This is a genomic window from Mucilaginibacter roseus (assembly GCF_021215455.1).
In the GTDB taxonomy this organism is placed as follows: Bacteria; Bacteroidota; Bacteroidia; order Sphingobacteriales; family Sphingobacteriaceae; genus Mucilaginibacter; species Mucilaginibacter roseus.
This window is the reverse complement of sequence record NZ_JAJPWV010000001.1, coordinates 1091895-1112502: the sequence shown is the minus strand read 5'-3', so window position 1 is coordinate 1112502 and position 20608 is coordinate 1091895. Positions and strand designations below refer to the sequence as shown.

Sequence of the window (20608 nt, the reverse complement as noted above, 5' to 3'; positions counted from 1 at the left end):
AGCCATTATCGGTGGCGAAGGTAACGGCGGGATCATTTATCCTGAATTGCACTACGGCAGGGATGCGCTGGTCGGCATCGCCCTGTTCCTGACGCATCTGGCAAAGGAAAAGAAAACCATATCTGAACTAAAAAAAACCTACCCGGAATACTATATTTCTAAAAACAAGATAGAGCTGCAGGCGGGGATGGATATCGACAACTTACTTAAACAGGTCGAAGAAAAATACCAAGATCAACCCTACAGCACAATAGATGGGTTGAAGATAGAATTCGGTAAAGAATGGGTACATTTGCGCAGGTCGAACACAGAGCCTATTATCCGCATCTATTCGGAATCATCAAGCGAGGCAGCAGCAACTGCCTTGGCTGAAAAGCTCATTGCTGATATGAAGGTGATCCTGAGTTTATAAACACCATCCGTAATCGAACATTCATTGCATCATAACCGAACACTATGTTTGGTTATGATGCTGATATTAAGTTAATTGTTATTTGGCATCGGTTTGGTTGGGCTTATATAGTTAATGTCGAATCATGCTGAAAAATTACTTTATCACCGCCTTTCGGAGCCTTAAAAGATTTAAGCTGTTTACCTTTCTTAATGTCTTTGGCCTTTCAACCGGTATGGCTTGCAGCATACTCATTATGCTTTGGGTGCAGGATGAAAAAAGCTATGATAAGTTCATACCTAACGCGGGTGAAATTTACCGGCTTACCTCTGAGGTATCGGGTTCAAAGGCTGCGGTAACACCACCGCCGGTTGTTGATGCTGTTCAACAACAAATTCCAGCCATTGAAAAAGTGACTCGCGTTGTGCCTGTATCTGCCACGGTTAGTGTTGCCGATAAAAAGTTTGATGAAAAAAACATTCTCTACGCCGATGCTGATTTTTTACAATTCTTTGGTTATCCATTGATACGGGGCAATGGCAATGTACTTGGGCAACCTAACCATGTGGTGATCACTGCGGCGGCCGCTGTTAAATACTTTGGTACCGAAGATGCCGTTGGTAAAACTTTAAAAGTTGAAAATGGCTACAACAGCGATTATGTAGTGAGCGGCGTTCTTAAAAATCTGCCACATAATTCGCATTTGCAGTTTAGTATGTTGCTGCCCATCAGCTATTACAATATTTCTAACGGGAATGATTGGGGTAATTTTTCGGCTTATAGTTATGTAAAACTGAATAAGCATTTTGAGGCGACATCATCGTCCATAGCTTCGCTCGAAAAGCAGATTGATTTGATTCATCAAAAGAACGATCAATCCAATACCAAAAGCCGCTTCACACTGCAACCCTTAACCGATATTCATCTTACTGCCGGTTTACAGCTTGATGTTGAAGGGCAAGGCAATATGCAGAATGTAAAAATATTCAGTATTGCGGCCATATTCATACTGGTTATCGCCTGCATCAATTTCATGAACCTTTCCACAGCTTTAGGCAGTACACGCGCAAAGGAGGTTGGGTTACGAAAAACCATCGGTGCACGCCGTATCGATGTAGTGTTGCAGCTTATGGGCGAGTCGTTAATAGTTGCGCTGTTATCATTGTTCATCGGCTTATTATTCGCCTGGTTATTACTCCCGTTGTTTAACCAACTTGCCTCAAAAAATATTACTATTAATCTGTTGAATATTAAATTGCTAGGTCAGTTATTGGCTATAGCCACAACGGTAGGTATGGTTTCCGGTAGTTACCCGGCAATTTTCATGTCTTCATTTAATCCGGTTAAGGCACTTAAAGGCGTAAAAGCTCCAAAGGGAGAGCTGTCATATTTACGCAGTGGTTTGGTGATTGTGCAGTTTGCCGTTTCGGTTATTTTAATTGTCAGTACTTTGGTGGTTAATTACCAGCTCAAGTATATAAGCAGCCGCGATATTGGTTTCAACAAGCAAAACCTGCTTTATCTGCAAGTTCCGCAGGTTGGTTATCAAAAAAACAATTACAGTGCGTTGAAACAAGCTTTGCAGCAAAATAATGCGATAAAAAACTACACAGTTGTTGATCACCTGCCCACTTATCTTACTACAGGTACTACTGATGTTACCTGGAGCGGTAAAAATCCGGATCAGCAAACTGTATTTCCACATATTGGGGCTGATGAAAACTTTATAAAGACGTTTAATATGCGCCTGATAGCCGGACGGTCTTTTAATGATAGTTCTCCGGCCGACGATAACGCTTATATGATTAATGAAACCGCGTTGAAAGCAATGGGTATGAAACCAACGACAGCCATTGGACAGCGTATAACAACAAACGGAAATTCCGGAACAATTATTGGCGTTGTACAGGACTTTAACTTTAAGCCCGTACAGCAGGCTATTGAGCCTCTAATAATTAAACATAACAGTCGTGCAGGTTTTGTAGTTATGCGAGTGAATACTAATGCGCGTAACGTTATCACACAATTAAAAACCGTGTTTCAGGATCTGTATCCCAACTATCCTTACAGTTATGGTTTTGTAGATCAGGACATCGCTAAGCTATACGTTTCAGAACAACGTACGGGCATGTTGTTCAATATATTCTCAATCATCTCCATCATCATATCCTGCCTGGGTTTGTTCGGTCTGGCTACATTCGCCATACAAAAACGGGTTAAGGAGATCGGGGTAAGGCGGGTGTTAGGAGCAAGCGCGCAAAGTATAGTCGCCATGCTATCTGCCGATTTTATAAAGCTCGTCGGTTCATCATTGTTGGTGGCATTTCCCGTGTCATGGTATATCATGCACCAATGGCTCGAAAATTATGCTTATCGGATAACTATTAGCTGGTGGGTATTTGCCATAGCTGGTTTCTGTGCTTTGTTAATAGCGCTTGTAACCGTCAGTTATCAATCTGTAAAAGCGGCCTATGCTAATCCGGTTAAACGTTTAAGGAACGATTAACAAGGATTTGATCTTCTTATAAAAGATGTAAAGCGATGGGTAAAACCATCGCTTTTTTTGTTTTCGGAAGAAAAAATATCGAAAAAATACTTTCTTGTCCTATGTCAAGTCAGCTGGCAAAAATGCGGGGTACATTTGTAGTGTTAAAACAATAAATCAAAACACAAACTAAATATTAAACACTATGGAAAGTACAATCAACGGCATACACCACATCACTGCAATAGCAGGCAATGCCAAACGCAACCATGATTTTTATACCAAAACTTTAGGCTTACGCATGGTTAAAAAAACCGTGAACTTTGATGATCCCGAAACATACCATTTATATTATGGCGATAAAGAAGGTACGCCGGGCACCATCCTGACCTTCTTTCCCTGGGAAAATATCATGACCGGCAGGCGCGGTTCACGTCAGGCTACCGAGATTGGTTACTCAGTACCCGAAGGCAGTTTGGATTTTTGGCAAAAACGCTTCGAAGATCACAATGTAATCTACAACAAAGTGGCCGAAAAATTTGGTGAGCAATACCTTACCTTTCTTGATCCCGACGGCTTGAAACTGGAGTTGATCGTATCAAAAACAGCCGACAACCGTTTACCTTGGGAAACTGATGAGATCAAGGCTGAAAACGCAACCAAAGGTTTTCATAACGTAACCATCACCACCAACAAAATGCAGCCAACTGCCGATATTCTGACCAATGTATTCGGTTATAAATTATTGGAGCAGCACGTAAACCGCTATCGTTTTGTAACCGATGCTGTTGATAACGCCAATATTGTTGACCTGGTAGAAGTACCCGGAGAAGTTGCCGGTCATGTAGCAGGTGGTTCTGTACACCACGTAGCGTTCCGCGTAAAAAATGAGGAAGTGCTGATGGAGTATCGTGATAAAATAGCCGCGCTTGGTTTACATATTACCGAGAAGATAGACCGTAACTATTTCTACTCATTATACTTCCGCGAACCGGGTGGTGTGTTATTTGAAATAGCTACTGATAACCCCGGCTTCGCGGTTGATGAACCGGTTGAAGAATTGGGTCAGCACCTTAAATTGCCTGCACAATATGAGCAATACCGTGCAAGTTTAGAAACCACTTTACCAAAATTAGTTTAAGTAATGTACACACACCATAAACAATATATCACCGCCGGCAAACCAATTGCCCAAGCCGGCGGTGCCCTGATAATGATACATGGCAGGGGCGGCTCAGCAGAGAACATCATCAGTCTTGCTGGTGAATTAAATACGGATAATTTGGCTATTTACGGTCCTCAGGCCAGCAACCATAGCTGGTACCCTTACAGCTTTATGGCGGCTGATGATCTAAATCAGCCTGCTTTAAATTCAGCTATTGGGGTGATTGGTGAATTGGTTGATGAGATCCTCAGTAAAGGTATTCCAGCCGAAAAAATTTATTTCGCAGGCTTTTCGCAGGGGGCATGTTTAACCTTGGAGTATATAGCCCTTAATGCAAAAAAATATGGTGGCGCGGTAGCCTTTACCGGCGGCTTGATAGGCCAGCAATTTGATGCAAGCAAATATAACGGCGATTTTAACGGAACCCCTGTGCTGATCACCACCGGCGACCCTGACCCGCATGTGCCCCTAACACGTGTTGAAGAAAGTGTGGAGTTATTGAAAAAACTGAATGCTGATGTAAATGTAACGGTATTTAAAGGCCGTCCGCATACCATTATTCAGCAGGAGATTGATCTCGCCAATAAATATGTGTTTCATTAAAAAACTCCGCGACAGGTTGCTGGCATTTTATACGTCGTTGCAGTTTCGTAAGTATGATAAACATTAAAATGATGGAAGCATTTAAAGTAACCCGTGTTTTTGCCGATGAAAACGGTGACAGTCGTTTTGATGAAGTATATTACCCATTACATGAGGGCGGGCCGATAGGTTATTTCTCGGAGAAGGTAGCGGTAAAGGAGTTGATCTTTCGTAAAGTAGTACCCACTTATGATGATTTCCATGCCGCACCGCAAAGGCAGTACGTTGTACTGCTTGATAGCGGTGTGGAGATTGAAACATCAACCGGCGAAAAGCGGCAGTTTACGGCCGGTGAGGTATTGTTGATGGAAGATACCAAAGGCAAAGGCCACCGAAGCCGTAACTTGCAGGAGCACGTGCGCAGTTCGCTGTTCATTATTTTTAAATAAACGGAGGCGATTTTAGTGGTATATTGCGTTTTTATCGCGATTACTATCTATGTCAACCGATCTGATACTGAAAAGCATTGGCAAATACATTGGCCTTACCGACGAGGAAAGGGAATATTTCTTAAGCCTGCTGCATCCAAAAGAACTAACACGCAAGCAATTTTTATTGAAGGAGTTTGAGGTTTGCAAGTATTCGGCTTTTGTAAACAGCGGCTGTCTGCGTGGCTACACGGTTGATGAACACGGACTGGAGCATGTAATGAACTTTGCCCCGGCAGGGTGGTGGATAGCCGATATGTATAGTCTATTAAGCCAAAAGCCCGGCACCTTGAATATCGATGCTATTGAACCAACCGAAATATTACTGCTCTCAAAAGTAAAGCAGGAGCTTTTATATCACGAAGTGCCTAAATTCGAGCGTTTTTTCAGGATCATAACTGAAAATTCGCTGGTAGCTTACCAGCAGCGACTGATGGATAATTTAAGCCTTACGGCTGAAGATCGTTACAATAACTTTTGCCGCAGGTACCCGACTTTGATACATCAGCTACCTAAAAAAGATATAGCCGCTTATATTGGCGTTACACCGGAGTTTTTTAGCAGGATGATGGCAAAGCTTTTGCGGGCAGAAAAATAAATTTATAGCTATGGAAGATCAGGATAAACTCAACCGTATTGTTGAGTCGCGCATGAAATTGAAAGCGCGTTTTGAGCAGCAGATGCGCAGCACGCCATCCCTTGCCGACGATCAGCCGAAAGGCTCGGGCGAACCAAACAGGCACGGTATGCCGGTAATCCCCATAGGGCAAACGGCAACCTCAAAATGGCCGGTGCTTGACCTCGGTTATCAACCTAATGTTCCTTTAGACAGGTGGCGTTTAACCATTGATGGCGAGGTGGAAAACCCGGTACGCCTTACGTGGAAACAGTTTATGGATTTACCGCAAACCAAAGATACATCCGACTTTCACTGCGTAACTACCTGGTCAAAGCTCAACATGCACTGGAAGGGTGTAAGTCTACTTGACCTGGCTGCGTTGGTGCATCCTAAAGAAACGGCTACCCACATTATGTGCTATGGTTATGATACCTATACTACCAATGTGTCATTACAGGAAGCCTTGAAGCCCGATGTATTGTTAGTGCATACTTATGAAGGCCAGCCGCTGCCGCATGAGCATGGAGGCCCGGTACGAATGATCACCCCGCAGCTTTATGCCTGGAAGGGCGCGAAGTGGATAAAGCGCATTGAATTCTTATCCGCAGATAAATTAGGATTTTGGGAGGAGCGGGGTTATTCAAATACGGCGTACCCCTGGCGAAATGATCGTTATAGTGATTAGCTGTTAAAACAGATGGCCGATATTTTTGGTTAATAAAGTAAAATGTATAATCATGATTAACCCGGCAACCTTTAATACTTCGGCATCTGATGGCACAGTCAGAAAACTGATAATAGAACCTGTATTGAAAAAGGATGCCGATGGTAAACTTACAGATACAGGGGTCTACCGTTTAATAAAAAACGCAAGTGATAACGACAGTATTTTATTCACCGAACCGCTGGAAACTACTGAAAGTAACACGGATATACCTGATGAACTTAATCCGGATTACTTAGGTAAAATAACCTTAAATGGCAAAAGCTGGACCTTTGAGGGTGACCTTTTGACCGAGCATGAGCAGCAACAGGTAGCTGATTTTATTATCGGGCAAGCTTAGTGCCTCGCACGCCGTTTAAGCACACCGCCTGCCGCTTCCTTAATGGTACTGGTAAATACAAAGGCTTTTGGATCAACATCGTGTATCAGGTTACGCAGTCGCCTGACTTCAAGGCGGGTCACTACCGTGTAAACAATGTCAACGGGGTGGCTCACATCAAAGCTTTCCTTTAAAAAGCCACGCTCGCCTTTATAAACGGTGATACCGCGGCCAAGCTCCATCACCAGGCGGCGTTTTACTTCTTCGCTTTCCGATGATATGATGGTTACGCCTGTATATTCCTCTAAACCTTCAATAACAAAGTTTATTGTTCGCGATGCGGTGTAGTAGGTCAATATAGAATACAAGGCCGTCGGCAAGGTAACTTCAATAGCAGCAATCAGGAAAATAACGATGTTTATACCGAGAATAATCTCGCTGATAGTAAAGCTGATGCGTTTCCCGGTATAAAGCGCCAGTACTTCAATACCATCGAGCGCGCAACCGCCGCGTATAGCCAAACCCACGCCTATACCCATAAATACACCGCCAAAAATAGAAACCAGTAATTTATCGGATGTTATAGGTTCATACGGAACGTAAAGCAGACACAAACCCAAGCCAAGTATAGCCGCCACCGTACGGAAAGCGAATACCCGGTTTACCTGGTACATGCCCATTATAATAAAAGGTACGTTAGCCAGCACAATTACATAAGCAATATTAAGGTGGTAAAGCTCATGTATAAGCAGAGCCATACCGGTTACGCCGCCGTCAAAAAACTTGTTAGGTATCATAAAGCTTTTGAGTGCGAAACCGCAAAATAAAATACCTAAAACTGTGTAAACCGTGTCAATTAACCAACGTGGCAGGTTCTTCATTTGTAAAATGTGTACTTATAAATTTGTATTGAAAATCCACTAAAGCAAGCTTTAATAGCAATACATTAAATTTATGGCTAATATATTCAAATGTTTCTATTTATAGGCTTTAATGGTTTAATAAACGGAAATGTTATATTTGGTTGCCAGCCATAATCAACAACCGGCCTGCTTTATTTCAATATGTATTTTTTTGTTTATCTGGGTGCCTTTCTGCTGCTAACGCGTTTACGAACCTCCGTAAAATTTACCGAGCTTTTTGATAAGTGGAATATGCTGCTGCGGTGGTCAGCCATCGGCGTAGCGATATCATTTTTTGTTTTTGGCAGAATTATGCCCGATGTAATAACGCCTTTTCTCGGGCCATTTATTTTGGGCGCTATCGTTGCCTACACACTGAAGGAACCTGACTTTAAACCGTTAAAGGGTTTTATAAACACCCATATACCGCTGATAGTGATGGGTTTTCTGGATGCTTTTTTAGACCTGGTAGCGCCTGAATTTTATGGTGAGTACGAAGACGCTTTTCAGATAGGTGTGCTGCTTGCCTTTGTTTGGATATTTGCGAGATGGGCAAGTACCAAAAAGCAGCAGCAGGAACTGCGCATGATGTCGGTAAAAAAGGATGAACTGGAAGCTATTGTGGCTGAGCGGACGTCCGAACTTACCAATCAGCGTAACGAATTGCAGGATTTAGTCAAAGAACTTAAGGCGACGCAAGCACAATTAATTCAATCTGAAAAAATGGCCTCGTTGGGTGAACTTACCGCGGGCATAGCCCACGAGATACAAAACCCGTTAAACTTTGTCAATAACTTCTCTGAAGTGAGCGCCGAATTGATCGAGGAGATGGAAGAGGAACTCGCAAAAGGCGACAAGGACGAAGCACTTGCCATAGCCGCCGACATCAAGCAAAATTTAGAAAAAATACGACACCACGGCAAACGCGCCGATGGTATTGTGAAAGGCATGCTGCAGCACAGTAGACAAAGCACTAATGTTAAAGAGCCTACAGACGTTAACAAACTGGCTGATGAATATCTGCGATTGGCATACCACGGCCTGCGCGCCAAGGACAAATCATTTAACGCTGAGCTGCTCACCCGGTTCAGCGAAAACCTGCCTACAATTGAGGTTGTACCGCAGGATGTAGGACGTGTATTACTTAACTTATTTACTAACGCTTTTTATGCTACGCAACAGAAAGTTAAGCAGGGCGATCCGAAATTTAAACCGGTTGTAGAAGTAGCAACCTTACTAAAGCGCGGTATGATCGAGATTTTTGTGCGGGATAACGGTACCGGTATTCCCGAACATATTAAGGATAAAATTATGCAGCCGTTTTTTACGACCAAGCCAACGGGTGAGGGTACGGGGTTAGGGCTATCCTTAAGTTATGATATCATTGTGAAAGGCCATAACGGCAAAATTGATGTGCAAAGTAAAGAGGGCGAGTACACCGAATTTATGATCAGCTTGCCGCTATCGGCTAAAAATAGTTAATTTTATAGCTTCTTATGAAAATATTGGTAGTTGATGACGAGGCGGACGTACAACCGCTTTTCTTGCAGCGCTTCCGTAAAGAGATACGTAATCAGGAGGTTGAATTTGATTTCGCCCTTTCCGGGGAAGAAGCGTTAAAGTATCTGGAAGATAAACATTCGGAAGTGGTATTGATTTTATCTGACATTAATATGCCCGGCATGAGCGGCATTGAATTGCTGGGTCATATCCGTGAGGATTTTGGCGATCCGCCTCCGCCGCCGGTTGTAATGATGGTGACCGCCTACGGCGACGACGAAAACTACAGGCAGGCAATGGATAAAGGCGCTAATGATTTTTTAACCAAGCCGCTTGATTTTGATCTGCTTAAACAAAAACTTAAAAACCTTGCTGAATAATGGCCAAAATTCTGGTAGTTGATGATGAAGCGGATTTGGAACTACTGGTAAAACAAAAGTTTCGCCGCAAGATAAGAGAGAATATCTACGAGTTTATTTTCGCGCAAAATGGTGCCGAAGCACTTGAAAAAGTAAAGGAACACCCTGACCTGGACATTATTTTAAGCGATATTAATATGCCCGTAATGGACGGGCTCACGCTGCTTTCGCACTTACCTGAAGCCAATCCTACGCTTAAGGCTGTAGTGGTATCAGCTTATGGCGACATGCAAAACATACGTACGGCCATGAATCGTGGCGCGTTTGATTTTGTATGTAAACCGGTTGATTTTGACGACCTGGACCTGACCATGCAAAAAACCATACAGCATGTTAAGCAATTACAGGAAACCATAAAGGCTATTAAAGAGAACAACATTCTTAAAATGTATGTTGATGAAAATGTGCTCAACTTCATGACGCACAAGGAGTTTGAGAATAGCCTGTTAACCAATGAGCAAGTTGATGCAACGGTTATGTTTATTGATATTTGCGGCTTTACCGCGCTTACCGAGCAGGTGCCGCCCAATACCGTAATCAACTTGTTGAATGGCTTGTTTGATAAAATTGTGAAAGAGATTATTGCGCAGGGCGGACATGTAGATAAGTTTATGGGCGATGCCGTTATGGCGGTTTTCAGAGGTAATTATCATTTGGACAGGGCTATAGACGCTGCGCTGGCTGTTCGCGATCAAATACGTTCGGCAGAGGAAATTGATGCCGGCGACCGCAAGTACAGGCCTGGTGTTTCGGTAGGTATAAATTCTGGAGAGGTTGTGTCAGGTAACATTGGGTCCGCTTCACTTAAGCGATTAGATTATACCGTTATTGGCGATATTGTCAATGTAGCACAACGTTTGCAATCTACCGCAAAAGAGGGCCAAATATTGATAAACGAAGCCACTTACGAAAAGGCAAAGGAATCCTTTAGCTGCGAAAAAATAGGAGAGGTGGTGTTAAAGAATAAGGCTAAGCCGGTTACCATATATGAGGTGCTTGAATAAAGCACCTCATATAAGTTTTAGTTAAGCGTGCGCGTAAGCGCTCTTATCAAGGCAGTTATTGATGGTTGTAATGAGCTCATCAAGATCAAACGGTTTTGGTATAAACGCATTGCAGCCATAGTCGCCGAAGGCCTCAAGCAGGCGAGGGTAGCCCGATAACAATATAACCGGCAAAGAGGCTGTTAAAGGATGCATCTTTATTTCCCGGCAAAGTTCGCCGCCGTTTATACCGGCTAACAAATGATCGAGCAATACAATGTCCGGCTGGTGTATGTTTACAGTTTGTACAATGTTATCAGTATATAATAATGCGGTAACGGTAAATCCTTCAGGAGTCAGCACGTCAGTCATCAACTCCAGCATCTCCGGCTGGTCATCAATGATCAAAATATTCTTCACCATTTCAGTTTATCAGATTGGTATCAGTAATAACGTGCAATTATCACTATTTGTTTCCTGACTGAGAATCCGAACGGAAAATATAATATTAAAATCAAAGTAGCTTAACAAGGCCGTCCTGAATCAGCATTTCTTATACCAAAAACACCAATCCTTCTTGAGTTAGTTGTAGCAGCCCGTCATAGTTGGCTATAGCAATGCTCTTGCCCGAAAGGGTGATTAGCTTTTCGGCCACCAGTTCATTAATTACACGAAAAACGGTCTCATATGTAGCGCCTGCAAAAGATGCCAAATCCTGCCGGCTCAAATCAAGGCTGATATACCCTTCGGGTGTTGTGCCGAATTGGTTTTGTAATAATATCAGTGCTTCAGCTACCCGGCCTTTTACCGGCATATGCGCCAGGTTACGCATTTTTTTCTCTGATTCGCGCAGTTCCTGTGAGAAGAACATTAATAACTGATAGGAGAGTTCCGGGTTTACTTTCAGGCTCGCCTCAAAAAAGTCCATATCTATGTAGCAAACAATGCCTGGCTCTAAAGCGGCCGCCGATACCGGATAAATTGCATCGCCGCCAATGCCGCGGTGACCAAGGATAGCACCATCATCCGCAAACCGTATGATTAATTCTTTTTCGGCGTCCCATCTCTTGTATACTTTAACAGTTCCGGAGTGAACAAAGTAAACTCCTGTCACCGGATCACCTTCTTTAAATATTTTTTCGCCTTTTTTTACTTTAAAGGTCTTTTTATTTGTGTTAATGGCCGCCTGCCACTCCTTTAGGCTGTGTTTGCATAAGAAACAATTGCAAGTTTCGCCAATCAAATTTTTTTTTGCCATTCATTGGGGGATATACACCTCAAATTTGAATAATTTTTAATGAATAACAGAAATAAGTTTAAAAATTTAATTTTAAAACGAGTTAATGTTTAAAAAATGCAAAGTTTAGATAACTGAAATTTATGATTTGTAATTAAAGATATAAAAGAAAAAGCTTCAATTGAGATTATTTATAATCTTAACTGCATATTCAACGTGGTGCAGATGTATGTCCAGATGAGTTACGAAGCGAATTCTGTTTTTATCCGTAGATCCACACTTAATTCCATGCTCAGCAAGTTTATTTACTATTAAATCAGCCGGTTCAAAGGTGTCAAACAATACGATGTTAGTCTCAACGGGTAGTACCTGGCTTACCCAGTTACACTTGCTTAGCTCATTAGCCAATAATTGTGCGTGCTGATGATCAATTTTCAACCGCTCTACATGGTGGTCGAGCGCGTAAATGCCGGCAGCAGCCAAAAATCCTGCTTGCCGCATACCACCACCCATTACTTTACGTATGCGGCGCGCCTTGTAAATGGTTTCTTTATCGGCCAATAAAACAGAGCCAACAGGTGTACCGAGTCCTTTAGACAGGCAAACCGATATGCCGTCAAAATATTTTCCGTAATCAATAGCTTTATCGCCCGTGTGCGTAAGTGCGTTAAATATCCGCGCGCCATCCAAATGCAGTTTCAGTCCGCGTTCTTTGCATAGCCCAGCAATGGGTTTTATCTGCTCAAGTGTATAGCAGCTGCCACCGCCCTTGTTTACAGTATTTTCAAGTACTACCAAGCTGGTGTGCGGATAATGTATATTTTCTGCATTTATTTCCGGCTCAATCATTTCGGCGGTCAATATACCACGGTAACCATTTAATAACCGTGTTGATACCGCTGAATTAAAAGCGATGCCACCACCTTCATAACGGTAAACGTGCGCGGTTTGGTCGGCAATCAGTTCGTCCATTGGTTGAGTAAAGCACTTAATAGCTATCTGGTTAGTCATGGTGCCCGACGGGCAAAACAAGCCTGCTTCCATACCAAACATATCGGCCGCTTTTTTTTCCAATTCAGCTACGCTTTCATCTTCGCCAAAAACGTCGTCGCCGATTTTAGCATTCATCATGGCATCCAGCATGGCTGGTGTAGGCTTGGTTACGGTATCGCTACGAAGATCAACTGTAATTTGCATCAATTTTAATTTAGATGGTATATTTAGCGCAAAACTAAGTTATGGCAGGCAAAGTTGTTTAGCCTACTACAGATTTTACATTTGAAATTAAACCAAGGCGCAGGGCTGAAGTCCATTTATAAAAATCCTAACTTATGCAATCATTTTACAAAGCCGCTTTGGTGTTAATTACATCAGCTATAACTTTAAGCGCATCCGCTCAATGGAAAAAGGGATGTTACTATGATTTGAACAATACCCAACATACAGGCCTCATCAAAGCCGACGAAAAATATATATTATATAAACCCTCAAAAAAAGCTGATGAAAGCAAGTTGACCGCCGAGGATATAAAAGCGTATGTTACGGAGAAGGATAGCTTTAGGGTGTCACATGCGCCGGTTATTGGGGAGCCGGTGTTTGTACAGGTACTTACAAGCGGGCCAACCAAAATTTATGTGTCAAGGCCGAAACCGAAAAAGTTTAGTCGCGGGTCAATAATAGGCGGCTTGCTTGGCGGTGAAACCGGGGCCGAAATAGGCGGTCATGCTGATGCGCTGAAGCGTTATAACGGTTATTATTACGGACAGGACGAGAATTCTCTTGCTATGATCACCATGCAGAATTTTGAGGAAATTACCGCGAGCATTATGGCAGATAAACCGAAGGTGGCGGCCAAAATAAAGGATAAAACATTTCGTTATGGCGATATTGACGAACTGATTGTGTTTTATAATACAGGTAGAGAACCATCGCTTATTGATTAAATTGAAAATGAAGAATTGCTTTACAGCTATATTGTTATTTGCCATTACAACTGTTTCGGCTTATGCCCAAAAATGGCAGGCCGGTAGCTTCACTGATGCAAAAGGAATCAGGCAAACAGGTTTTATTAACCCGAATCCGAAAGGTAAGGGGCCGGTAAAAGAGGAAGCATTTATTGAGTATAAGCTTGATGATAAAATGAACCCGATAAAACTAAGCGCAGGTGAATTGCGGTCTTTCACAATTGGTCGTGATAGTTTTGTAGTGGCACATGCTCCCGGTAACACCATGTGGGCGGGTAAAGAGTTGGATTTTGTTCAAGTAGTGCTCAACGAGGAAATTAAGCTTTATACCGGCAAAGGCGGTAAAGGTAAATCCGGTTTCGGTATCAGGCCGGGCCTGTCGGGCGGGTTTGGTTTAGGTGGTGGTGGCTATGGTGGAGTAGGTGGCGGTGTAGGCATTTCACTGGGCGGCAACGGCAATGGCGACAGGCAAAAAACGGCTTATTATTTTGGCGCCAATACCGCCGAAATGATGTTGCTAACCCCGATAAACTTTAACGATATTATGTGCGATATTATGGGGGATGAACCTGAAGTGGTCAACCTGATCCGTCAAAATAAATTCAACCTTAACAATATTGATAAGCTGATAGAATACTTTGAAAAGGTAAAAGCATCGCGGCAACAGCAACAATAAGTTACAATTTATCAATACGTACCCATTTCATGCCTGCCGCAGTTGCAGCGGTTGTGCCGGCTTCGCCATCCTCAAACACCAGGCAGTCGGCAGGGGATATGCCAAGCTTTTCGGCCGCTGTTAAAAACGGATCCGGGTAGGGTTTTCCGTGCTCGGTTTCGCCCGCGCAAACCAATACTTCAACATTTTCAAGTATGCCAAGCAGCGTTAAAGTTTTTTCTACAGCTTTACGCCCGCTGCCTGATACCACCGCAATACGAACTTTACCTGCATGTGCCTTTAAATGCTCAACTACGTAATTTATAGGCTGGGTGTTTTCCAAATATTCGTCAAAGAAAACCTGATAGCGTTTTTCGGCAAACGTCACAGGGTCAAAAGTGCTGTTGTAGCGCTTGTTAATTTCCTCAACCACGTTTTTCACCGGCCAGCCGGCCAGTTCATCAACAATGGCGCCGTCAAATACTAAGCCGCCATCCGCAGCAACTTTAATGTAGGCGGCTTTGTGGGCAGGCATGTTATCGGCAAGTGTGCCGTCGCAATCGTATAAAAAAGCTTTATAGCCGGTTGATAGCCGGGTGAGTTTCTGTAACTTTTGCAGTTCGGTTTCAGTCATCCGCAAATATGAATAAAAATGGTAGTAGCAAAGTTATGCCGATGTAAATTATACATTAATGCGTTATAAGCGCTTAATCAAACTGATTTTGCAATCTTTCCAACCGTTCAATAATCAGGTTCAGTTTTTCCTGTTCCAGTTTAAAAATACGGTCTTTCAGATAAAAGGCTACATATAACAGCCATACCACTGTAAAGCCGTAAAACGAGAAACGGAATATTTTTGATGAATGCTCAAGCACCTCGAATAGATACAACGATAAGCCTATGGTAATCAGTAATAAATAAAGGTAATATAGCCAACCGTACAAGTCTGCGCGGCGGTGCTGATATTCTTTTAACCCCTGCAGATATTCTGCCGGATGGATGGTTACATCTTCCTTTGATACAAGCTTATAATCTTTAATCATTACAAACATATAAAGCAGCATGGTACAAAGTATAATTCCAATGCCCGCGTACGTAACCCACGATTGAAATACCAGAAAAAGCATTACTAATAACACAGCGGCAGCACCTACGGCCATGCTGACAATACCACGTAACAACCTTTTATTAAGGCTTCTCACTCCACGTTTCACCTGCTTCAGCGCCTCGTCTACCGAAAGCTGATCGCGTTTTGGCTGATCCTGCCAAACCGACATTATATGATCAAAGTCTTTCATACTGGTTGTATAATTCAGTTAACTTTTGTTTTATACGATGAATTTTTACCCGCAGATTGCCTTCGGATATCCCCGAAATCTCAGCAATTTCAGGGTAGGGCATTTCATCAAGCACCATTGTTATAATAATTCTTTCCGACTCTTCGAGCTTTGATATGCATTTATAAAGCAATGCAACCTGCTCATTCTTCTCAGATAGTTCTTCACGTTTGGTTTCCGCAATTTGTGGCGTAAGTTCATCCTTGGCCTGGCGCTTTTCGGAGCGGAGGTAGGTAAGGCAAGTGTTTACGGCAATGCGGTAAATCCAGGTAGAGATCATGGCCTGGTTGCGGAATTTATCCAGGTTTTGCCAAACTTTTAAAAAGGTTTCCTGCAGCAAATCGCGCGCCGCGTCATCATCCCCGGTGTAGCCATAACACAGGTGGAATATTTTTTTTGAGTTGGCTTCAAAAATTTGCTTAAAGGCTGCTTCTTTACCGGGCACGCTTGCAGTTAATTGTTATACAGATTAGATTACAAAGTTATTAATATGTTACAACTGGTAATCAATAATATTTAACCACTGCAATTTTTTATCGGCGTCGCTGAGTAACTGCTCGTAATCAGGCAAATGGTCATGCCTTACATCCTCGTGCAGTTTGTTAATATTGTTGCGAATTTTTTCCAGCTGTTTAGCAAATATAACGCGCAAGGGCTTGTATGATGTTTTGCGGTCGGCATATTGCAGGTAATTCTCACAAAAGCTTATGAGCAATTCTATCTCAGCGATTTTTGATCCGGTAAACTTAACGTATTTGGTTATCAGCCTTAAAATTTTTCGTAAGGCCTTAGCGGCGAAATAACCTTGTGCCGGTAATTGGCTAAACATAAAACCTATTTCACCTTTGACTTGCGTAATAAACGCCGATTCATCATGCGCTTCAAACATCAGGTAGGCCAACAGTTCCTTGTTTTCTTTTTTATAGCGGGCAAGGCGCAGCAACAATTCGGCCATTTGTGCAGCCGGTATGTGCTGTAGTTCCTTTTTTATATTTTGGAGTCCGTAAGTAGTAACACTCATAGCTGGTATATCATCTAAAGCAACAAAGTTCTATTATTCATTTAAATATTGATGATATAGTTTATGTTTGACGTAAACAAATACATATATAACTATGATAGTAACAACCAGCACACATTTAGAAGGCTACAAAGTAACTGAGCATTTAGGCGTTATCCGTGGTATAACGGTTCGCTCACGCGGTGTAGGCGGTAATTTTTTGGGTGGACTGCAAACCATATTCGGCGGTCGTAACAGCATCTATACCGAGCTATGCGAGCAGGCCCGCCAGGAAGCTTATAACCTGATGATACTTCATGCGCAGGAAGTTGGCGCCACGGCAGTGATCAACATGCGGTATGACGCTAATGAAGTTATGCAAGGCGTTACCGAAGTACTTGCTTACGGTACGGCGGTGAAAGTTAGCAAGGTTGACCTGTAAAGGCTGGTTTTCAACGCCTGCTTTTATTAACGGTGTAAATTTGTAGCTTTGGGGTTTAACTGACTTGCATGCGCCGTAGCAAACTTACATTGTACATATTTATAGCCCTTGTTGTGGGCGTAATAACAGGGTATTTTTACAATACCCTTGTTATTAATGATATCAATAACAACATCAGCAAAGCCGACGCTCAAATAAAAATAATTGATACCCGGCTTGCCGCCATTACTGATACCACCGTTGCAGGTTATAAAGAACTCAAGCTACAACGTACTGAACAGATCAGCATCCGCAAAACTAACGATACCTCCCGCGAGGATAAGCTGGTAGGCTTCAACGTGCTGAGCGATATATTTTTACGATTGATAAAAATGATCGTAGCCCCATTGGTGTTCACTACTTTAGTGGTGGGCGTTGCCAAGGTTGGCGACATTAAGGCTGTTGGGCGTATTGGGGGCAAAACCTTGCTTTGGTTTTTAAGTGCTACACTGGTGTCGTTATTATTAGGTATGGTACTGGTTAACTTTTTTGAACCTGGCAAGGCTATGCATCTGCCGTTACCCGATAGCCATGTTGCTACCGGCGTACAAAAGGCTGCACTATCACTAAGAGATTTTATTGGCCACGTTTTTCCAAAGAGTATTATCGAATCAATGGCGAACAATGAGATATTGCAGATCGTAGTTTTCTCCCTGTTCTTTGGTGTGGCGACGGCGGCTATCGGTGAAAAAGGAGAGGTGGTGATCAAGGCGATGGATGCCATTGCCCACGTGATACTGAAAATTACAGGTTATGTTATGAAGGCAGCGCCACTTGCGGTGTTTGGTGCGATTACAGCCATTATTGCCAAGCAGGGGCTGGGCATTCTATCTACCTATGCCATATTTATAAGTGAATTCTATTTTTCGCTCGTGGTATTATGGTTAACGATCATACTGGCTGGGTACTTTGTTTTAGGTAAACGCGCTCTAACGCTGGTAAACAATATTAAGGATGCTATGCTGGTGGCGTTCAGTACATCAACCAGCGAAGCTGCTTACCCCAAGGTTTTAATGGAACTGGAGCGCTTTGGTTGTAATAACAAGATAGTAAGTTTTGTTCTGCCTTTAGGTTACTCTTTCAACCTGGATGGCTCCATGATGTACATGACCTTTGCTTCGCTTTTCCTTGCACAATCATATAATATTAATCTTTCATTTGAGCAGCAGTTGTCTATGCTATTAGTGCTGATGCTCACCAGTAAAGGTATTGCCGGTGTACCGCGCGCGTCGCTGGTTGTTATTGCAGGTACTATTGCTATGTTCAATATACCCGAAGCAGGATTGGCATTGCTTATTGGTATTGATCCATTACTTGATATGGGCCGCTCCGCAACCAACGTATTAGGTAACGCCATGGCTACCGCTGTAGTAAGCAAGTGGGAGAAAGAAATTGATTAAATGTAATTTTCGATTAATCAATTTCGAACTATGCAATTCAATAACGATTTTCGCTCCTGATTTGCTGATGCTCGGTGAAATCAATCTATAATCTGTGTAATCAAAGTATATAATGACTTTAAGAAATAAAAAGATATTCCTTGCTGCCAGTGTCGCTGTGCCGTTTTTACTGTATTGCTTTTACTATTATGGCATGATGGTGAAGAATGCGCCGTATAAGTTTAATGAGTTTCAGTATATGGTTTTTGAATATGGAAACGGTGATAGCTTGTTGAATAAATACAACTCTAAAACTCATAATTACCAGTATGTTGATAGTAGAGATTCGGTTGTTAAAACATCATTGAAACTTACCAACGATGATCTGTTATACTTGCACCGCAAGGCTGCTGACCTGGGTTTCTGGGATTTTCCGGAGCAGGAAGTGAACAGCGCAAAGCGCGACCCGAAGGTGCCGTATTACCTGATCCAGTTTAACTACATGCGCAAAAGCAAAAGCGTACTGTTTCAGGCTAATTACCAGGGTAATGAAAAGCTGATAGACGCCAACCAGCGTTTAATAAAGGAGATACAGCGTGTGTTAAGAGACGCTGAGCAACGAAATAAAAAGTAAACGTTGTTGGTATTTGATAGATTAATATCTATATTTGCACCTCGAAATTTAAAAACATAATTAAATAACAATGTACGCAATAGTAAGTATAGCCGGACAGCAATTTAAAGTTGCAAAAGACCAGCAAATCTTTGTACACCGCTTACAGGGAGATGAAGGCGCTAGTATTGAATTTGACACAGTATTGTTAGCAGAAAACGAAGGTAAATTCAAATTAGGTACTGATTTGAAAGGCGCTAAAGTATCAGCTAAGATCTTGTCGCATGTAAAAGGTGATAAAGTGATCATCTTCAAAAAGAAAAGAAGAAAAGGTTACAAAAAGAAAAACGGTCACCGTCAGCAATTTACCAAAATCGAGATCACAGGTATTGCTCTGTAATTATTGTTTAATCCCGAAGGTGTTTATCCTTCATAATAGATAAAAGAAATGGCACACAAAAAAGGGGCCGGTAGTTCCAAAAACGGTCGTGAATCGCATAGCAAACGCTTAGGTATCAAAATATTCGGTGGTCAGCCGGCAATCGCAGGTAACATCATCGTTCGTCAGCGTGGTACCCCGCACAACCCAGGTCAAAACGTAGGTATCGGTAAAGATCATACTTTATTCGCCCTTGTTGATGGTCAGGTAGTTTTCAAAAAGAAAGCTGATAACCGTTCATATGTATCAGTAATTCCTTTTGAAACTGAAGCCGTAGCTGAAGTGGCTGCACCGGCTCCAAAAGCAAAGGCTGCAAGCAAAGCAAAAACCGCTAAAGTTGAAGAGGCTCCTGTAGCTAAAGCAACTGAAGGTACTGAAGAAGCTGCTATAGCTGAGTAATTTCAGTAAATAATATTACCACATATAAGGCTGCCCGCAAGGTGGCCTTTGTTATTTTATGAGCTTTGGTGATATATAGTTTAATATACAGGGAAGGCTATTGTTTATTACGATTAATAGCTATATCTTTGCCGCTCAATTAACAAAGTATTTACAGCTTTAATATTATTCAGGTAATGTATTTAAGTAAAGAAGCGAAACAAGAAATTTTCGCAAAACATGGTAAGGGTGCTGCCGATACAGGTTCAGCAGAAGGTCAGGTAGCATTGTTCACAACACGTATTGCGCACTTAACCGGTCACCTGAAAAAAAACAAAAAAGATTTTGCAACACAATTATCACTGCAAAAGCTTGTAGGTAAACGCCGTGCCTTATTGGCGTACCTATACAATAAAGATATTGAAAGATACCGTGCTATTATCAAAGCTTTACAGCTAAGGGATATTATCAAGTAATTTTAAACAGTATTTTTAAGAAAGCCGTTCGTCAAATGCGAATGGCTTTTTTACTTTTGTACGCAAGTTTTT

Annotated in this window: 26 protein-coding genes and 1 pseudogene; 19 read left to right on the top strand and 8 right to left on the bottom strand. The window is 42.3% G+C overall.

Annotated elements, in window-relative coordinates:
- The 8 genes and pseudogenes from LT679_RS04855 to LT679_RS04820 all read left to right on the top strand — a co-directional run.
- Positions 1 to 412 (top strand): annotated as a pseudogene (locus tag LT679_RS04855) (phosphoglucosamine mutase); the annotation flags it as partial.
- Between the two features lie 124 nt (positions 413 to 536).
- Positions 537 to 2897 (top strand): ABC transporter permease, encoded by a 2361-nt coding sequence (locus tag LT679_RS04850; RefSeq protein ID WP_232176038.1) that lies wholly within the window; start codon positions 537 to 539, stop codon positions 2895 to 2897.
- 184 nt (positions 2898 to 3081) lie between these two features.
- The gene (locus LT679_RS04845; protein ID WP_232176036.1) at positions 3082 to 4017 is read left to right on the top strand and encodes a ring-cleaving dioxygenase; all 936 of its coding nucleotides are present in this window, start codon (positions 3082 to 3084) and stop codon (positions 4015 to 4017) included.
- Positions 4018 to 4020: 3 nt separating this feature from the next.
- Complete coding sequence (locus LT679_RS04840) at positions 4021 to 4644, top strand: alpha/beta hydrolase (RefSeq protein ID WP_232176034.1); 624 nt, start codon at positions 4021 to 4023, stop codon at positions 4642 to 4644.
- Positions 4645 to 4697: 53 nt separating this feature from the next.
- Complete coding sequence (locus LT679_RS04835; protein WP_232176032.1) at positions 4698 to 5072, top strand: cupin domain-containing protein; 375 nt, start codon at positions 4698 to 4700, stop codon at positions 5070 to 5072.
- Positions 5073 to 5121: 49 nt separating this feature from the next.
- Positions 5122 to 5709, top strand: a complete 588-nt coding sequence (locus LT679_RS04830) for a Crp/Fnr family transcriptional regulator (RefSeq protein ID WP_232176030.1) — start codon at positions 5122 to 5124, stop codon at positions 5707 to 5709.
- A 10-nt stretch (positions 5710 to 5719) separates the two neighbouring features.
- Positions 5720 to 6415 (top strand): molybdopterin-dependent oxidoreductase, encoded by a 696-nt coding sequence (locus LT679_RS04825; protein ID WP_232176029.1) that lies wholly within the window; start codon positions 5720 to 5722, stop codon positions 6413 to 6415.
- A 52-nt stretch (positions 6416 to 6467) separates the two neighbouring features.
- Positions 6468 to 6794, top strand: a complete 327-nt coding sequence (locus tag LT679_RS04820; RefSeq protein WP_232176027.1) for a hypothetical protein — start codon at positions 6468 to 6470, stop codon at positions 6792 to 6794.
- Here LT679_RS04820 and LT679_RS04815 read toward each other — a convergent pair.
- The gene (locus LT679_RS04815; RefSeq protein WP_232176025.1) at positions 6791 to 7654 is read right to left on the bottom strand and encodes a YitT family protein; all 864 of its coding nucleotides are present in this window, start codon (positions 7652 to 7654) and stop codon (positions 6791 to 6793) included. The two genes, LT679_RS04820 and LT679_RS04815, sit on opposite strands and share 4 nt — an antisense overlap.
- 183 nt (positions 7655 to 7837) lie before the next feature.
- Here LT679_RS04815 and LT679_RS04810 point away from each other — a divergent pair, with 183 nt between their 5' ends.
- From LT679_RS04810 to LT679_RS04800, 3 genes are read left to right on the top strand one after another with little or no spacing between them, the layout of a single operon-like run.
- Positions 7838 to 9157 (top strand): sensor histidine kinase, encoded by a 1320-nt coding sequence (locus tag LT679_RS04810; RefSeq protein ID WP_232176023.1) that lies wholly within the window; start codon positions 7838 to 7840, stop codon positions 9155 to 9157.
- Positions 9158 to 9171: 14 nt separating this feature from the next.
- Positions 9172 to 9555 (top strand): response regulator, encoded by a 384-nt coding sequence (locus LT679_RS04805; RefSeq protein WP_232176020.1) that lies wholly within the window; start codon positions 9172 to 9174, stop codon positions 9553 to 9555.
- Positions 9555 to 10598, top strand: a complete 1044-nt coding sequence (locus LT679_RS04800) for an adenylate/guanylate cyclase domain-containing protein (RefSeq protein WP_232176018.1) — start codon at positions 9555 to 9557, stop codon at positions 10596 to 10598. Before LT679_RS04805 ends, LT679_RS04800 begins: the two co-directional genes overlap by 1 nt.
- Before the next feature lie 21 nt (positions 10599 to 10619).
- Here LT679_RS04800 and LT679_RS04795 read toward each other — a convergent pair whose 3' ends face one another.
- From LT679_RS04795 to LT679_RS04785, 3 genes are all read right to left on the bottom strand, one after another.
- Complete coding sequence (locus LT679_RS04795) at positions 10620 to 11000, bottom strand: response regulator (RefSeq protein WP_232176016.1); 381 nt, start codon at positions 10998 to 11000, stop codon at positions 10620 to 10622.
- A 130-nt stretch (positions 11001 to 11130) separates the two neighbouring features.
- Positions 11131 to 11835, bottom strand: coding sequence for a Crp/Fnr family transcriptional regulator (locus tag LT679_RS04790; RefSeq protein WP_232176014.1), 705 nt, complete (start codon positions 11833 to 11835; stop codon positions 11131 to 11133).
- Between the two features lie 156 nt (positions 11836 to 11991).
- A complete protein-coding gene (locus tag LT679_RS04785; RefSeq protein ID WP_262909235.1) occupies positions 11992 to 13011 on the bottom strand; it encodes a threonine aldolase family protein in 1020 nt (339 codons plus the stop codon).
- 134 nt (positions 13012 to 13145) lie between these two features.
- Here LT679_RS04785 and LT679_RS04780 point away from each other — a divergent pair, with 134 nt between their 5' ends.
- Positions 13146 to 13757 carry a hypothetical protein gene (locus LT679_RS04780; RefSeq protein WP_232176012.1) on the top strand — a complete coding sequence of 204 codons (612 nt, stop codon included), beginning with the start codon at positions 13146 to 13148 and terminating at the stop codon, positions 13755 to 13757.
- Positions 13758 to 13764: 7 nt separating this feature from the next.
- Positions 13765 to 14454, top strand: a complete 690-nt coding sequence (locus LT679_RS04775; protein ID WP_232176010.1) for a hypothetical protein — start codon at positions 13765 to 13767, stop codon at positions 14452 to 14454.
- A 1-nt stretch (position 14455) separates the two neighbouring features.
- Here LT679_RS04775 and LT679_RS04770 read toward each other — a convergent pair whose 3' ends face one another.
- The 4 genes from LT679_RS04770 to LT679_RS04755 form a co-directional block, all read right to left on the bottom strand.
- Positions 14456 to 15067, bottom strand: coding sequence for an HAD family hydrolase (locus tag LT679_RS04770; RefSeq protein WP_232176008.1), 612 nt, complete (start codon positions 15065 to 15067; stop codon positions 14456 to 14458).
- A gap of 73 nt (positions 15068 to 15140) precedes the next feature.
- A complete protein-coding gene (locus LT679_RS04765; protein ID WP_232176006.1) occupies positions 15141 to 15731 on the bottom strand; it encodes a hypothetical protein in 591 nt (196 codons plus the stop codon).
- Positions 15718 to 16215, bottom strand: coding sequence for an RNA polymerase sigma factor (locus tag LT679_RS04760; RefSeq protein WP_232176004.1), 498 nt, complete (start codon positions 16213 to 16215; stop codon positions 15718 to 15720). Before LT679_RS04760 ends, LT679_RS04765 begins: the two co-directional genes overlap by 14 nt.
- A gap of 48 nt (positions 16216 to 16263) precedes the next feature.
- On the bottom strand, positions 16264 to 16791 hold the full coding sequence (locus LT679_RS04755) for a hypothetical protein (RefSeq protein ID WP_232176002.1): 528 nt from the start codon (positions 16789 to 16791) through the stop codon (positions 16264 to 16266).
- 94 nt (positions 16792 to 16885) lie between these two features.
- On the opposite strand from LT679_RS04755, the gene LT679_RS04750 reads away from it, so the two are divergent.
- From LT679_RS04750 to rpsO, 6 genes are all read left to right on the top strand, one after another.
- Positions 16886 to 17212: a YbjQ family protein gene (locus LT679_RS04750; RefSeq protein ID WP_232175999.1), complete on the top strand. Its 327-nt coding sequence runs from the start codon at positions 16886 to 16888 to the stop codon at positions 17210 to 17212.
- Between the two features lie 68 nt (positions 17213 to 17280).
- Entirely contained in the window at positions 17281 to 18651 is a 1371-nt protein-coding gene (locus tag LT679_RS04745; RefSeq protein ID WP_232175997.1) for a dicarboxylate/amino acid:cation symporter, read from the top strand.
- Positions 18652 to 18763: 112 nt separating this feature from the next.
- Complete coding sequence (locus LT679_RS04740) at positions 18764 to 19264, top strand: hypothetical protein (RefSeq protein WP_232175995.1); 501 nt, start codon at positions 18764 to 18766, stop codon at positions 19262 to 19264.
- Between the two features lie 70 nt (positions 19265 to 19334).
- A complete protein-coding gene (rplU, locus tag LT679_RS04735) occupies positions 19335 to 19643 on the top strand; it encodes a 50S ribosomal protein L21 (RefSeq protein WP_194100723.1) in 309 nt (102 codons plus the stop codon).
- A 48-nt stretch (positions 19644 to 19691) separates the two neighbouring features.
- A complete protein-coding gene (gene rpmA, locus LT679_RS04730) occupies positions 19692 to 20081 on the top strand; it encodes a 50S ribosomal protein L27 (RefSeq protein WP_232175992.1) in 390 nt (129 codons plus the stop codon).
- A gap of 176 nt (positions 20082 to 20257) precedes the next feature.
- Entirely contained in the window at positions 20258 to 20536 is a 279-nt protein-coding gene (gene rpsO, locus LT679_RS04725) for a 30S ribosomal protein S15 (RefSeq protein WP_232175990.1), read from the top strand.
- Positions 20537 to 20608 lie beyond the last annotated feature (72 nt).

Bases quoted from the DNA above. Each gene is read 5' to 3' on its own strand.
- LT679_RS04780 (WP_232176012.1), top strand. From the start codon at position 13,146: ATGCAATCATTTTACAAAGCCGCTTTGGTGTTAATTACATCAGCTATA.
- LT679_RS04815 (WP_232176025.1), bottom strand. From the start codon at position 7,654: ATGAAGAACCTGCCACGTTGGTTAATTGACACGGTTTACACAGTTTTA.
- rpsO (WP_232175990.1), top strand. From the start codon at position 20,258: ATGTATTTAAGTAAAGAAGCGAAACAAGAAATTTTCGCAAAACATGGT.
- LT679_RS04765 (WP_232176006.1), bottom strand. From the start codon at position 15,731: ATGAAAGACTTTGATCATATAATGTCGGTTTGGCAGGATCAGCCAAAA.
- LT679_RS04810 (WP_232176023.1), top strand. From the start codon at position 7,838: ATGTATTTTTTTGTTTATCTGGGTGCCTTTCTGCTGCTAACGCGTTTA.
- LT679_RS04805 (WP_232176020.1), top strand. From the start codon at position 9,172: ATGAAAATATTGGTAGTTGATGACGAGGCGGACGTACAACCGCTTTTC.
- LT679_RS04790 (WP_232176014.1), bottom strand. From the start codon at position 11,835: ATGGCAAAAAAAAATTTGATTGGCGAAACTTGCAATTGTTTCTTATGC.
- LT679_RS04845 (WP_232176036.1), top strand. From the start codon at position 3,082: ATGGAAAGTACAATCAACGGCATACACCACATCACTGCAATAGCAGGC.
- rplU (WP_194100723.1), top strand. From the start codon at position 19,335: ATGTACGCAATAGTAAGTATAGCCGGACAGCAATTTAAAGTTGCAAAA.
- LT679_RS04755 (WP_232176002.1), bottom strand. From the start codon at position 16,791: ATGAGTGTTACTACTTACGGACTCCAAAATATAAAAAAGGAACTACAG.
- LT679_RS04740 (WP_232175995.1), top strand. From the start codon at position 18,764: ATGACTTTAAGAAATAAAAAGATATTCCTTGCTGCCAGTGTCGCTGTG.
- LT679_RS04745 (WP_232175997.1), top strand. From the start codon at position 17,281: ATGCGCCGTAGCAAACTTACATTGTACATATTTATAGCCCTTGTTGTG.
- LT679_RS04825 (WP_232176029.1), top strand. From the start codon at position 5,720: ATGGAAGATCAGGATAAACTCAACCGTATTGTTGAGTCGCGCATGAAA.
- LT679_RS04800 (WP_232176018.1), top strand. From the start codon at position 9,555: ATGGCCAAAATTCTGGTAGTTGATGATGAAGCGGATTTGGAACTACTG.
- LT679_RS04785 (WP_262909235.1), bottom strand. From the start codon at position 13,011: ATGCAAATTACAGTTGATCTTCGTAGCGATACCGTAACCAAGCCTACA.
- rpmA (WP_232175992.1), top strand. From the start codon at position 19,692: ATGGCACACAAAAAAGGGGCCGGTAGTTCCAAAAACGGTCGTGAATCG.
- LT679_RS04750 (WP_232175999.1), top strand. From the start codon at position 16,886: ATGATAGTAACAACCAGCACACATTTAGAAGGCTACAAAGTAACTGAG.
- LT679_RS04850 (WP_232176038.1), top strand. From the start codon at position 537: ATGCTGAAAAATTACTTTATCACCGCCTTTCGGAGCCTTAAAAGATTT.
- LT679_RS04820 (WP_232176027.1), top strand. From the start codon at position 6,468: ATGATTAACCCGGCAACCTTTAATACTTCGGCATCTGATGGCACAGTC.
- LT679_RS04830 (WP_232176030.1), top strand. From the start codon at position 5,122: ATGTCAACCGATCTGATACTGAAAAGCATTGGCAAATACATTGGCCTT.
- LT679_RS04835 (WP_232176032.1), top strand. From the start codon at position 4,698: ATGATAAACATTAAAATGATGGAAGCATTTAAAGTAACCCGTGTTTTT.
- LT679_RS04775 (WP_232176010.1), top strand. From the start codon at position 13,765: ATGAAGAATTGCTTTACAGCTATATTGTTATTTGCCATTACAACTGTT.
- LT679_RS04795 (WP_232176016.1), bottom strand. From the start codon at position 11,000: ATGGTGAAGAATATTTTGATCATTGATGACCAGCCGGAGATGCTGGAG.
- LT679_RS04770 (WP_232176008.1), bottom strand. From the start codon at position 15,067: ATGACTGAAACCGAACTGCAAAAGTTACAGAAACTCACCCGGCTATCA.
- LT679_RS04840 (WP_232176034.1), top strand. From the start codon at position 4,021: ATGTACACACACCATAAACAATATATCACCGCCGGCAAACCAATTGCC.